The sequence below is a fragment of the Epilithonimonas sp. 33E genome (assembly GCF_059372615.1).
On record NZ_CM182009.1, the window covers coordinates 2,244,369 to 2,257,524 of the forward strand.

The 13,156-nt window shown below is 35.0% G+C and carries 12 protein-coding genes; 9 read left to right on the plus strand and 3 right to left on the minus strand.

The genetic code is table 11. The features are described from left to right. The first annotated feature begins 1 nt into the window (after window position 1). Window positions 2-1,375 carry a RagB/SusD family nutrient uptake outer membrane protein gene (locus tag AC5P2S_RS10310; protein WP_494554790.1) on the plus strand — a complete coding sequence of 458 codons (1,374 nt, stop codon included), beginning with the start codon at window positions 2-4 and terminating at the stop codon, window positions 1,373-1,375. Further along, on the plus strand, window positions 1,375-3,873 hold the full coding sequence (locus AC5P2S_RS10315; protein ID WP_185286795.1) for an alpha/beta hydrolase family protein: 2,499 nt from the start codon (window positions 1,375-1,377) through the stop codon (window positions 3,871-3,873). Before AC5P2S_RS10310 ends, AC5P2S_RS10315 begins: the two co-directional genes overlap by 1 nt. A gap of 22 nt (window positions 3,874-3,895) precedes the next feature. On the opposite strand, the gene AC5P2S_RS10320 is transcribed toward AC5P2S_RS10315, so the two are convergent. From AC5P2S_RS10320 to AC5P2S_RS10330, 3 genes are all read right to left on the minus strand, one after another. Further along, on the minus strand, window positions 3,896-4,174 hold the full coding sequence (locus tag AC5P2S_RS10320) for a DUF6520 family protein (protein WP_494554791.1): 279 nt from the start codon (window positions 4,172-4,174) through the stop codon (window positions 3,896-3,898). Between the two features lie 7 nt (window positions 4,175-4,181). After that, window positions 4,182-5,714, minus strand: a complete 1,533-nt coding sequence (locus AC5P2S_RS10325) for a DoxX family protein (protein WP_185286794.1) — start codon at window positions 5,712-5,714, stop codon at window positions 4,182-4,184. Window positions 5,715-5,791: 77 nt separating this feature from the next. Then, window positions 5,792-6,001 carry a hypothetical protein gene (locus AC5P2S_RS10330; protein ID WP_002978336.1) on the minus strand — a complete coding sequence of 70 codons (210 nt, stop codon included), beginning with the start codon at window positions 5,999-6,001 and terminating at the stop codon, window positions 5,792-5,794. A gap of 611 nt (window positions 6,002-6,612) precedes the next feature. Here AC5P2S_RS10330 and AC5P2S_RS10335 point away from each other — a divergent pair. From AC5P2S_RS10335 to AC5P2S_RS10365, 7 genes are all read left to right on the plus strand, one after another. Beyond that, window positions 6,613-8,286, plus strand: a complete 1,674-nt coding sequence (locus AC5P2S_RS10335; protein WP_463712745.1) for a helix-turn-helix domain-containing protein — start codon at window positions 6,613-6,615, stop codon at window positions 8,284-8,286. Between the two features lie 531 nt (window positions 8,287-8,817). Then, window positions 8,818-9,666 (plus strand): RteC domain-containing protein, encoded by an 849-nt coding sequence (locus AC5P2S_RS10340; RefSeq protein ID WP_041461437.1) that lies wholly within the window; start codon window positions 8,818-8,820, stop codon window positions 9,664-9,666. Between the two features lie 222 nt (window positions 9,667-9,888). Further along, entirely contained in the window at window positions 9,889-10,155 is a 267-nt protein-coding gene (locus tag AC5P2S_RS10345) for a helix-turn-helix domain-containing protein (protein WP_002978163.1), read from the plus strand. 24 nt (window positions 10,156-10,179) lie between these two features. Further along, a complete protein-coding gene (locus AC5P2S_RS10350) occupies window positions 10,180-10,743 on the plus strand; it encodes a hypothetical protein (protein ID WP_002978162.1) in 564 nt (187 codons plus the stop codon). Then, window positions 10,740-10,991 (plus strand): DUF3853 family protein, encoded by a 252-nt coding sequence (locus AC5P2S_RS10355; RefSeq protein WP_002978160.1) that lies wholly within the window; start codon window positions 10,740-10,742, stop codon window positions 10,989-10,991. The genes AC5P2S_RS10350 and AC5P2S_RS10355 overlap by 4 nt, the downstream gene beginning before the upstream one ends. A gap of 208 nt (window positions 10,992-11,199) precedes the next feature. Further along, entirely contained in the window at window positions 11,200-11,682 is a 483-nt protein-coding gene (locus tag AC5P2S_RS10360; protein ID WP_262497789.1) for a hypothetical protein, read from the plus strand. A gap of 22 nt (window positions 11,683-11,704) precedes the next feature. Then, window positions 11,705-12,829, plus strand: coding sequence for a hypothetical protein (locus AC5P2S_RS10365; protein WP_002978156.1), 1,125 nt, complete (start codon window positions 11,705-11,707; stop codon window positions 12,827-12,829). Window positions 12,830-13,156 lie beyond the last annotated feature (327 nt).

A 13,156-nucleotide genomic window follows, 5' to 3' on the forward strand; every position in this document is an offset into this window, starting at 1 on the left:
TATGAGAAATAAATATAACATACTTTTTCTTTTTGGGATCACAGCATTTAACTTTATCTCCTGCGACAATTTGATAGAGCCCGACCAGCCGACAAACCAAATTAGCAGTACAGATGTATATAGTAACGTCGGCAATGCCGATGCTGTATTAAGTAATTTATACGCGGAATTACAGTATAATTCCGTATTGTCTGGCGGGACAAGAGGCTTGGGAGCACTCTTGGGAAGTTACGCTGACGATCTCGATAATTATATGGCGGCGTCTCAAACGGCTTACCTGGACATATATAATACTCAGGTATTACCAACCAATACGGTTCTAAAAACATTGTGGACAAATGCATACAAAGAAATCTACATCTGTAACAGTATCATCGAAGGAGTATCAAAATCATCCTCTATAAAAGATGAGGATAAAAATAGAATTATCGGAGAGGCGGTTCTAATAAGATCAATAATTCATCTTCGGCTTACCCAGATCTTTGGGGACATCCCATATGTTACTTCTAGCGACTATACGATCAATCAAAGCATTGGAAAATCTGCTTCTGGACAGGTATTGATGAATATAATAAATGATCTTGAAACCGTAAAAGATTACCTTAAAAATGATTACCGAAATGCTGAAAGGATTTATCCCAATCGTTATATCGCTGTCATGCTGCTTTGTCAGTCTAATATGTTATTGGAACAATGGGAAAAAGCAAGAATGTATGCAGAGGAAATTATTGCCAGCCCTTTATATCAATTAAATACAGATCTCAATCTGACTTTTAAAAAAGATGGTAAGCATATCATGTGGCAATTGAAGCCGCTAAAAGCAGGTGATGCCACGGAAGAGGCAAAATTGTACTTAATTTCAAGTGTGCCGCAGAACTATGCATTATCTAACAACCTTGTAAGTACATTCACATCCACGGACCTGCGGAAATCGTTATGGATTAAAACAATAACCTCAGGGTCAAATACGTATTATGGTAGCATAAAATATAAAAATTCATCTTCAAATACAAACGAATATTCAATCGTATTCAGAATTGAAGAGGTGTATTGTATGATGGCTGAAATTTTGGCACGGCAAAATAACGTGAGCGATGCGCTTACTTATATTAACAAAATACGAAACAGAGCAGGTTTGGCCAACATAAGCAATACAATTTCAAAAGACCAATTGTTAAATGAAATATTAGCAGAAAAAAGAAGGGAATTTTTTACTGATGGTGGACTGAGATTTTTTGACCTAAAACGATTCGACAGATTGGGTGATCTTTCTCCCAATAAACCCTATTGGCAAAATTTCAGAAGCTTGTGGCCAATCCCACAGTCTGAACTCATCCTGAACCCAAATCTGAACCCGCAAAATCCTGGCTATTAATGAAAGTTTTGCTGAAAATATATTCGGGAATGGTGATGCTAATCTGCGTACAAATCCTGGGACAAAAGTCAATAGACCTTCCCAAGAGATTTAGGAATACTGTGTATGATGTAAAATTCCTGAAGATATCACATAATGATAGATGGATTTGTTTTCAGAAGTCATACGATTCAAATAGTGATACCCTTGTAGTTGTCGACCGTCAAAAACCTAATAAGGAATTTTATCAAAAATCTGATGTTATTCCTCTATATACAACCTTTACGCCCAATGGATACCTGTTCTTGCGAGGACAAAAATCGTCTGAGCTGTTAAAACTTCCCTCTACTGCTAAAGTATCGTGGAACAATGTTAAAGATGCAGTTTACGACAGTGTTTTTAATGTTATCCTGCTGATACAAGATGATGATCTCCTAATTGCTGATCAGGAAGGAAAAACCATTAATATGGTAAAAAATGTAAGGTCTATTCTTACCTCAAAACAGCGGAAGTTTGCAGTTGTTTCAGAAGGAACCAAAGAATCTTTATATATGATTTCAGGAAAAGACATCTTTAAGATATACGAAGGGGAAGAAAAGATAAAGTTTGTACTTGACTCAAACCTGGAGAACACAATCATCCTGACAGAAAATAGCGCAAAAAAGAAAAACCAGATTGTTAGCCTAAGCAATACAGGTCAGGAATTACCAAAGCCATTTAGTGTCAGCCAGGAGGTTGACCTAAATATCAGATCAGCTAAAGTTTTCCCCGTTACTCAACACCAGTATTTCGTGACATTGACCGTGAACAAGAAACGAAATGATAAAAACGCTCCGGACATATGGTATTCTAATGACAGTAAGCTGGAAACAAAGTTCTATGATGATACTGTTGAGTGCAGTTATCTGTGGAGAACTGATTCAAATACAGGAGAGCTGCTCGGCTACGGTGATGAAGATAAAGCCGCTTACTTTGGTAATCCCGACTATTATTTTAAATACAATCCTTATAAAGGTCAGGACTATTCGACGAACGTTTTGACCTATGAAGCTGAATTGGTTGGAATTTCAACGAAAAAGCCTGCTCTTACAATAAAAAGCAATATTATTATTGCCTCAAAAACCGGAGAATTTATAATAACATTAGAAAATCAATACTGGAAATTATACAATCTTTCTGAACTATCACAAAAGCAACTGCCGGTGGAATATACGCGCTATCATAAATATGGCTTTCCACGATGCTATTTTGCAGATAATGGGGAAAAAATTTTGTTCGAATCCAAAGGATTATTATATGAATATGATATAAAAAAGGGTATCACGAAGAAGGTGCCACTGATTGATGGTTACGAAACTCAAATATTGAACGGTGAACGATCCACTTTTATTAAGGAATTTTCAACTAATACATACGATGCTTCAAAACCAGTTATTATTCGGTTATATAATCGTGAGGAAAACCAATCTGCGCTCGCACTATACAATGGAAAGTCCGTTCATATTGTTTTAAAGCCCACGGCTGAAAATATTAGCACTATTAATCTTGCCAGTGGCTCACAAGCAGTAACCTATACCAAAAATACAATGAAGGACGTTCCCACGATCTTTTACAACAATAGAAAAGAGCAAGAACTTTATATAACAAATAAGCATGACCTGTCAGCTTTACAGAATCTGAGATCGAAGACAGTACAATATTACGGTCCTGACGGAGAAAAGCTATATGGTATTCTTATCTATCCGCTGGATTACCATCAAGGGGTAAAGTACCCGATGCTCGTTAGTATCTATGAAAAACAAAGGTACTTTGAAAATAAGTATCTTAAAGATGGCTTTGAAGGGCCTTCCGATGGCATCAATATCAGAAATCTTATCCAAAAAGGCTATTTTGTGTATTTGCCGGACATTAGTCTTGGAAATAGAGGGACCGGTGAAGCGGCTTTGGCTTGTGTTCATAGCAGCCTTGATACGATAAAAGATATAAGTGAAATTGATTTTCGGAAAGTCGGCCTGATCGGATTCTCCCATGGAGGCTACGAGACCAACTATATTGCAACACAATCCGACCGCTTTGCCGCATATATTTCCGGAGCCGGAAACAGCGATTTGGTACGGTCTTACTTTTCATATAATTATCAATTTAATGGCCCGTTTTACTGGCAGTTCGAAAACGGTCAATATGAAATGCCCAAACCCTTTTTTTCAGACAAAGAGCTGTACATTAAAAATAGTCCGGTCTACAATGCCGATTCTGTAAGAGCTCCAATCCTTTTATGGACTGGTTCTAATGATCAGAATATTGATTGGCAACAGACTATAGAATATTTTCTCAGTCTAAAAAGAAGTGGTAGAACTGCATTTGCTATCGTTTATCCTAATGAAGGACACGGGCTTGCCAACACAAAAAATTTGCTGGATATAGCCGTTAGGATTGAAGACTGGTTTGATTTTTATCTGAAGGGAGACAACAGTGTTGACTGGATAGAAAAAGGATTATCAAAGAAGGATGCTGATTAGCATCCTTCAATTTTGATGTTAATTAATTTTGTGGAATCTCAAACAGATTGTTTGGGCAGCTGGTACCGCTAAGATCACGTAAATTCTCTGTACCCATTCCCACATTTGCCGTACAAATGACACTACCAGTATCACTGCATGAAATGTGGGTATTCTGGCATTCCTCCAGTTCACCTGGTCTGAATACATAACCGTCTTTTACAGCTTTGTGAGCAATTTTGTTCACATTGGTGGCAAAGGCGCTTCCTGCGCCAAAAATTACAACTACTGCCGGTAAGATGAATTTTCTAAGTGTTTTCATAATACAATTATTGTTTGTTATGCCTACTCTGATCGGGTTTTCGGCTTTCCCCATGTTTAAAATTACGGGCTAAAGTTTGCGCAATACGATAGCTGGTAATCTGTTTTCCTGCCAATACAAAAAGATACTGGTCAGTAACAAGCATCTGAGACATCTTTTTACTTCCGCGGCGTTGTACATAAAAGCTGCCCCAATATTTTGAAGATTCGGTATCATAGACATCTACAATATCATTTTTATTCCATAGGTCCCTGGATTCATAGCGCCCCATTGTTCCTGATTGAATAAACAGCAGCCCTCTATGAGCAAAAGAATTAGGGTTTAGGACGACAGGTGGTGCTGACATCTTTTTCCTTCCGTCTTTTAACTGCACTACTCTGATTTTAGAAATGCTTACGGTATCTATGGTTTTGATCTTATCAATGTTTTCAAGATTCCTGCTGGTGCCTAATGCCTGATTCCGGTAACTGTAAACATACCAGATCTTACCACCATATTCATCGTAATGTAGCTTACCATCCACATCAAAAATACCATCCACCTGTTTTTCAAGTATATTTGGATAGAGCTTCACTTTCTCTTTCGATTTAAGGTTAAGGCTTCCCAAGATAAGCCCTCCTGTAGTATTGCTTTGGGTTCTTAACACAAAACTATCAGGTCCAATGGCGGCAAGTTGATCAAAATAAACATCTTGAAAACTTATCTGATTAATTTTACCACTGAAATCATTTGGTTCTGATCGATAAATCGCCGGAACAATTCCATCGTACATATACAGATACTTATCCGTCACTAAAGATCTTACTGCATGAAAAGTGTGAAGCTGATCTGGAACTAAACGTATAGTATCAACTTTTGCTAAATCCCTGTCAATAGCCAGAAGGACAAAAGGCGAAGTGGGATTACCCAAATAAATTCTGCCATTTGTTGCGCCAGCAAAATAATACGAATTATATTTCAGGTCATAAGATTTTTCCTCTATGATAGGATGTTGTGGGAACCTTCGGATGAAGTTGTTTTTTTCTTTTATGATCTGTTCTGATGAATAAAAAAGATAGGTTACAATCGAAGAAAATATCGCAATAATACAAAGTATTGATAAACTAGGTCCAGCCAAAACATTCTGTCTATATTTTGCAATAATCAGTATTGCCAGAATCGCAGCCATAACACAAACAATATTGAAGATCAAATGTTCTGTCCAGCCCATTTTCTCCAATATACCGCCACACGAACAGGGTACAAAATCACTATAATGAAGAATAAGGTAAATATATACAGTAAATGAAGACATTATACCTAAAGAAGCATAAAGACCAATCGTCCTTAATTTCGGTATCACCAGTAGCAAAACGATAACCACTTCAGATATAATGGTAGCGTACGAAATAAAACCCGCATAAGCACTAAGCAAGGGAGATTGGGCAATCTGAACCTGGAAATTTTCAAAATCCCTCATTTTACTGACGCCTGCATAGCAAAATAAAAATATAAAAAAATAAGCAACAACTGCCGAAAAATAGTTAATTAGCTTTTTCATAGTATATCAAATTAGCGGATGGTTTCTATACGATGTAACAAAATCCTGAAGTGGTTTTAGTTTCCTATTATAAAAGACTATTGTTGTGGACTCATTCTCCAATTGTCGCGATCTTTTGGCGGGTCTTTTTCCTTAAATTCGCGCGCCGTCAAACTGTCGCCCTTCTTCAGTAAAGAATTTTGTTCAAATGCAGCTTCATTGTTTTCTGTTAATGTTTCATTTTCCCGACAAGAATTTAATGCTAATAAGGTAGCTCCTGTCAAAATAATTGTTAAAAGTTGTTTCATGATCTAGGATTAAATAGTGAATAATCCCGGCCGGTTTTTTTTTAGAATTCTGCCAACGAATTTAGAGAAGCACGCATCATCGAGAAAGCGAGCATGGACCCAATCTATAAATTGTACCGGGTACAATTTATAAATCGTACCCCCTTATTAATTTACAAAATACTAAAAATCAACACTATACAACACTTTTAAGCATTATTTTAACCTGCACTTAATTTTCACTTGTAAATTATATTTCTCTCAAAAAGAGAACATGAAGAACGAGAACTCTCGTGGGGAATAATCTTAAAAATTGAAAGGAAAAAAATTAGAAGATTTAACGATTTAGCATTAAAATGCAGGACGAGAAAATGTCATTATTAGATGACGCAAATAGTCAGATAGCGGATATTATCTTTTTTATTGTAAAAAATACATTTTTACAGTCAATATTCTTGCAATTAAGCAAACACTTGTTTAAATTTATACTCAAATTATAAGAAACTATTAATTAACCTTGAACTCAGTAAAAAGTTGGGATGAAACTGGTAAATGATTTCTAATGCATTTATTAAAACATTTCAATTACATATCTAATTTCTTATATTAGAATTCTAAACATCGTAGATAATTTGAAAAAAATTTTATTTTTATTAACTTTTACCTGTAAAATATTATGTGGTCAGGATTTTTCTGATTACAGGATTCAGTACGATAATTATGAAGAAAATGACGTGCGAGCATTTACCTTTATAAACCAATACATAAAAAAAGCAAAGGAAGAGAAAAACTATACCGAATTAGCACAGGCTTACAAAGATGCTACAAGCTTTTCGCCTGACAAGAAATTACAATATGCTGACAGTATGATCTGGGCTGCTAGTAGAACAAGAAGCAAGGATTTAATTGGAAGCTCCTATCTAACTAAGGGTACTATTTACTATTTTAATTTAAAAAAATTCAAATTTGCTCTGAACGAATATCTGAAAGCTTGGAACCACTTAGAACATACTAACGACGAGTATCTTTATTATAAAAATCTATATCACATTGGCGTTGTTAAAAGTTACCTCGGCCACTATGAAGAAGCAGTAAAAGTATTTGAAAAATGCCGGGCACATTATGGTGCAGAAAAAGCAATCGCTAATCTTCCCAATCTATCTTATAACAATAAGAAAGGTTTTTTAAACAGCCTTCAACAAAATGCTTCATGCCTTGTAGAGCTAAACCGTTTGGAAGAAGCTCGTTTATTAATTAACGAGGGCTTAAAAAAGACTGCTGGCGACATAGATTTTTACATTGAAAGAAGTTACTTTTATAAGTTACAGGGAATCATTGACTTTAAAAACAAAAACTATAATAGAGCAATTTCAAACTTTAATAATGCCCTCGCAGGTGTAGAAAAGAAAAATGATTTCACTAACATTTCCGCTGTCTATTTCTATAAAGGAAAAAGTCTTCTGCATAAAAACAAACTCAATGAAGCTATACAATATTTTAAAAAAGTTGATTCCATTTTTAAAAAACATGAGTTCATCTTACCTGAAGTAAGAGAAAGTTATGAGATATTGATCAATTTTTCTAAAAATACAAATAATGATAAAAAGGAGCTCTACTATACTAAACAGTTACTTACAGTAGACCACATTCTTTCGACTGACTTCAAATATCTGTCTGAAAAAATCCATAAAGAATACGATACTAAAGATCTGCTGCAAGCAAAAAGAAGATTGGAAATTTCTAGTACCAACGGATATAGTATAGCATTTGTATTATTTTTCTTCCTGCTCGTTCTTTTCCTTATATTGTTTTTCAGATGGCAAAATGAAAAAAGAATCCAAGAAAAATATAACGAACTGTTGGCAAAAATGAAATCCGATGCTGAGCAAAAGCCAGCTGAAAAAGTAGATTTTAAGTTAAAAAACTCAAAACTAAATGAAGAAAAAGCCAATGAACTTTTATCTAAGCTAACAGCGCTTGAACGAGATAATTTCTTTCTTGAAAAAAGTATGACACTTAATAAACTTTCAATAAAATTAAAAACAAATACAACTTATCTATCTGAAATTATAAATGACTACAAAGGTTGCAATTTTAACACCTATTTAAATCAGCTTAGAATAAGCTATATAACGCAAAAATTGTATGAAGATAAATTATGGCGTAAATATTCTACTAATGCGTTAAGTGCTGAAGCAGGATTCACCAACAAATCAAAATTTTCAAAGGCCTTCTACAACAGAAACGGGCTATCACCAATTGAATTCATAAGAAAAAGAAATAAGGAATTAGGTGATGATGTGTAAATACTTTCATTTTTATTTCCTACACCTGCTTTCGCCTCCAACTCTGAGCTTTTATCCACTTCTAATTAATACCCATTGCACGTACTTACCGCAGTAATCTGGCATTATTTCTCCTTTCGATATATAGATTACGGTACTAATGGTTCCATCAACCTCCCATTCACCACTTACAGTACATTTTTTACCTGTTGCTAAAGAAACTTTCAAATTTTAGTTATTGTTTTTTAATTCGACTAACACGATATCGAGAATCGGGATCACGAATTTAGAGAAGCAATGCTTTTCTTAATAATGCCAGGTGGTACGATTTATAAATTGTACCCGGTACAATTTATAAATCATCCATTACACCATCCAATACAATATATTGATTATCAGTATCTTTTAAAACAAAGATCATCTTAAGTAAATATTCAATTAACTAATACCTTCATCTATAACGGAAGTTGCTAATAGGCTTTAAAAGACCATCTAAAAAGTTCAATTCGTCACTATTAGTCCGAATTTTACGTGTTAATAAAAAATATGCATATGAATCGACAAGTTTTTAGAAAAAGAATTGATCAATTATGGAACAGTTTAATGACGTCAATAGACCAGATTAACAGAAGTGACTTAGATATTATCTTTCGAGCTGAGGAAATTCTTATGGAGACGGATAAATCTATTACAAGTTTGAAAACATTGTTACAACAATACTCTTTTTCAGACTGGAGCGACGAAATCTATTTCTTTAAAAATACCAAACCACAGTTTGTAGCAATCTACATTTATTACTCTAAAGTTCTATCAATAGAAGCCTCAAAACCATATGCCGATCCGCAGGCATTAAGGTCATATTACGAAAGTGAGCGAGCTGCTTTATTATATTTTTATAATGAGCAAAAAGAATTTATCAGCTATTATCGCAGAAAATCAACGTTTCTTGATAAAAAGTATTTCGTACGTTTCAAATTTGACTTTAAATTAAAACTCAGTCCAGAATTATATAATTACGATAAGGAGTTCTGCACATCACACGACCATATCGTTGCACAAATTATTGCAAATGACCTCTTAGATCAATATCTAATGGACAAGGTGAGTACAAAAGATAAAAACGACAGATTACCCATAAGTCAAGTCAGGAAACTAGAATGGACAGCTCCTAAAGTTGCCTTGATTGAATTGCTATATGCGCTTTATCAAACGAAGTGTTTTAACGGTGGTCAGTCAGATCTCGCGGAAATCTTTAGGTGGGCAGAGAGCTCATTAAACATTAACTTAGGTAATTACCATAAGACTTTAAGTGAAATTCGGTTACGAAAAGGGGAAAGAACTAAATTTATATCTTTACTAGACAAGAATTTGAAACATTTTCTTGATGATCTGGATATTTAATGGTGAAAAATCTTTAAAATTTTTCTCATACTGTGAAAAAATAGCATAACAAAAGCTTAAAGCAGATCAATTATTAAGCCTATAGAGCTATTTCTGATTTTCCATTTTAACAAAAGCCTGTCCTACAACTGGCTACAAAGAAATCTTTCGGTAGTAACGAAAAACTACCGAAAGATTTCTTTTCTGATTTGCAAATTTTGTCAAGTGATTAAAATTTGAACTATGGAAATATCTATTGTAACCAAAGAAGATCTTAAGCAGTTAGAAAAAGAACTGTTGGAAGAGATTAAACACCTGCTGGAAAATAGCACTCCAATACAAAAACAATGGCTTCGCAGCTCTGAGGTAAGAAAATTACTGAATATATCGTCCGGTACCTTACAAACTCTACGGATTAATGGTACTTTAACATATAGCAAGATCGGGGGCTCTCTGTTTTACAGCTACAAAGACATTCAAAAACTACTCGAACAGGTTACCAGCCATTAATATTCATTAATAATTAGCAGCAAAATGAAACAAGCTAAAAACATCTTCCGGTTGTTTGACAATGTAGTATCCGATGCACAAATGCTTCCTTCTCACATCAGTATGTACGTTTCACTTATTCAGTTATGGTCTGTTCACAACTTTAAAAATCCCTTTCGAATTCATCGCGAAGAAGTTATGAAGTTAAGCAGAATAAAATCACTCGCAACTTATCACAGATGTATAAAGCAATTAGATTCTGTCAGACTGATCAATTATTTGCCAAGCTATGATCCGTATAAAGGAAGCCTTATTGAAATTATTGAGGACAGAGAAGAGGCATCCCTGCAGATAAATAAATCTTCAGAAAAGGAATTTCATTTCGCCATACCTGAATTATTTATGGTTGAATTATATTTTCGTGAAAGGGATTTTTCTTCATCAGAAGCAAATAAATTTTATTCATACTACCAACTACGGCAATGGAAATTGTCAAATAATAAGTCTATGACCAGTTGGCAGGCCGCGGCTAGAAACTGGATTCAAAACACTAACAATGAAAAGAAAAAAACCAAAAACTATCTTAACTCAAATTCCCACCATCAATGAAAAACATAGATCCTCAAACACCGCTGTGGAAGCTCACTGTTGAAGAATATCTGGAAATCATAAAAAATTTCTGTTCTGAAACTACATATGAATACGGACTGAAGGGATTGGCAAAGATCCTTGGATGTTCAATTTCAAAAGCTTCTGAAATAAAGTCTTCCGGAATATTGGATGAAGCCATAATACAAAGGGGTAATATTATCATTATCGATAAGAAAAAAGCAATAGAACTCTTCGGTGGAAAGTAACGTGTACTATCTGGAACTTATACAAAAGTTTTGGTCTTTTAACCAAAAAGCACGGCTTAATACTACGGCTGTTGCAATGTATCTGTATCTTTTGAAATTGGCAAACGATAACGGAGGATACGAGGTTAGCATCACGGACTCGACGATCGCCGACGCATTGTCCCTTACCCGCAAAACGGTCAAGCCGACTAAGGACAAGCTGCGGGCTTTGGGGCTTCTACAATTTGAAAATAAAAGAGGGCATCCCTGTTCTTACAGATTATTGCTGGATTATGCCATACCTGTGTCAGAAAGTGCGACTATTCAAAACACCACTAGCAACCGTAAACCCATTGAGGCGATGGTTGATCATAAAGTGATTAGGTTATCAGATAACGACATCGGTGACATTGCCGTACAAAACGTCGAAGAGCCGTCGGTATGTTTCAATTCCGGAAGTTATCCTTCCTGGGAGGAATTTATTCAATATGCGCGAACACTCGAAGCTTACGATGTTACCCTGGATTCCGAGATCAGGAATAAATACCTTTTGTGGTTAGAAAACGATTGGAAAAATGCAGCTGGCAGGCCAATTACCAACTGGCGTTCTTCTCTGAAAAGTACTTTACCGTATATGAAGACACAAGTGACTAATACCAGTCCTCTATCTATGGAGTATATTTCTAAAATTAAACGTCCAAAAACATCATAAAAAACGATTCTGAAAGATTATTATGGCTATTCCGGAAAAAGACCTGAAGCTTATACGTAAAAAATTTGAGGCAAAACCCGAAAAAAATCCAGACAGGATACGCCTTGGAAATCATTTCGTAGACGATTTTATTTTTGAAGATCAAGAGGCTGCTGACATACCGATCAATGCCTTGCGGGTGATCTTTAATATTATTTCGATTATCAGCAATGAGCAGTTTCGACCAGAAGACAGGCCCAAACAGCTTTCCCTTTTTGATGAAGAATTCGAAACCGATCATAATATTTTTGCGGCAATGAAAATCAGGAACAGTAAAATTTCCCCCAGTGGCTCAACAAAACAGGTGGTGGACGCCTATGAGTTTCTTGCCCGATTCAAAATGAGCTGGTATAAATCTGTAAACTCAAAAGGGAAAGAGATTAAAACATTCGGAGGACTTATTTCTAATCCGAGTTATGACAAGCGCGGATATACAAGTTTTCTCATAAGCAGCTATTGGTTAAAAAAGCTGATGATTATTCCAGAATATAACTATATTCTTTACAATTTGGTATATAATATCAGGAATAACAAGCATATAATCTTTGCAATTTGGCTTTCTAAAATTAACGAGAATGGAACAGTTTTAAAACTGTCGACCTTCAATAAAAAGTTCGGATTAAAGTATAAGAATGCTAACGATTTTTGCTTTAAATTTTTGAAACCTGCCAGAGAAAACCTTAACAGGTATAATAATCTGTCATTCAACTATCATTATAAAGGCGATTCTATTTTCATCCAGCCTTTCTATATTAAAAGCACCATTGACATATCGTCAAATTCTGTAAAGGGATCAGAACTGATCAGTACGGTACGTGATCAAAATAAAAAAATCACAAGAAGACTTCATTATTTCAAAAAAAGGTATGGCTTAAAGCAAGAAGAGATGCTGCGTTTTTCTTACCAGTACAGAACAATTTCTCAAACCCGTGAGCTGATAGAAAAAGCTTTTGCGACATTTATCAAAAAAAACAGATTGAACGGAATAAGTTCTACTCAGTTCCAGGGAACTGACTTTCTAAGAAAGATTCAGGAAATTATCATTGAATTGTATCGTGAAACAAAAATGGGAGAACTTCTGCCGAATGGCTATCCTGTCATTTTATGAATTCGGAATTGCACTCATTCCATTTTCGGAATTGCACTCATCCCCTTTTCGGATTTGTACTCGCTGAAGTTAAAGAATTATTAAAACAGCGTTCTTTTCTCCGGAGATTTCGGAATTGCACTCATCCCCTATTTTACAAAAATTAAAAAATTGTGGATAAATATTAGATTTTGTGGATATAGTACAAAAAAGATGAAAATGAAAAAATACAATTCGGATTTGTACTCATTTGAAAAAAGCTCAGATTTCGGAATTGCGCTCATCTCTCTTTCGGAATTGCACTCATTCTCAAATCGGATTTCTACTCATCCGGAAAACCACCGCAAT

Coding starts and splice junctions, on each gene's coding strand:
- AC5P2S_RS10310 (WP_494554790.1), top strand. CDS start 2: ATGAGAAATAAATATAACATACTTTTTCTTTTTGGGATCACAGCATTT.
- AC5P2S_RS10315 (WP_185286795.1), top strand. CDS start 1,375: ATGAAAGTTTTGCTGAAAATATATTCGGGAATGGTGATGCTAATCTGC.
- AC5P2S_RS10320 (WP_494554791.1), bottom strand. CDS start 4,174: ATGAAAACACTTAGAAAATTCATCTTACCGGCAGTAGTTGTAATTTTT.
- AC5P2S_RS10325 (WP_185286794.1), bottom strand. CDS start 5,714: ATGAAAAAGCTAATTAACTATTTTTCGGCAGTTGTTGCTTATTTTTTT.
- AC5P2S_RS10330 (WP_002978336.1), bottom strand. CDS start 6,001: ATGAAACAACTTTTAACAATTATTTTGACAGGAGCTACCTTATTAGCA.
- AC5P2S_RS10340 (WP_041461437.1), top strand. CDS start 8,818: ATGAATCGACAAGTTTTTAGAAAAAGAATTGATCAATTATGGAACAGT.
- AC5P2S_RS10345 (WP_002978163.1), top strand. CDS start 9,889: ATGGAAATATCTATTGTAACCAAAGAAGATCTTAAGCAGTTAGAAAAA.
- AC5P2S_RS10350 (WP_002978162.1), top strand. CDS start 10,180: ATGAAACAAGCTAAAAACATCTTCCGGTTGTTTGACAATGTAGTATCC.
- AC5P2S_RS10355 (WP_002978160.1), top strand. CDS start 10,740: ATGAAAAACATAGATCCTCAAACACCGCTGTGGAAGCTCACTGTTGAA.
- AC5P2S_RS10365 (WP_002978156.1), top strand. CDS start 11,705: ATGGCTATTCCGGAAAAAGACCTGAAGCTTATACGTAAAAAATTTGAG.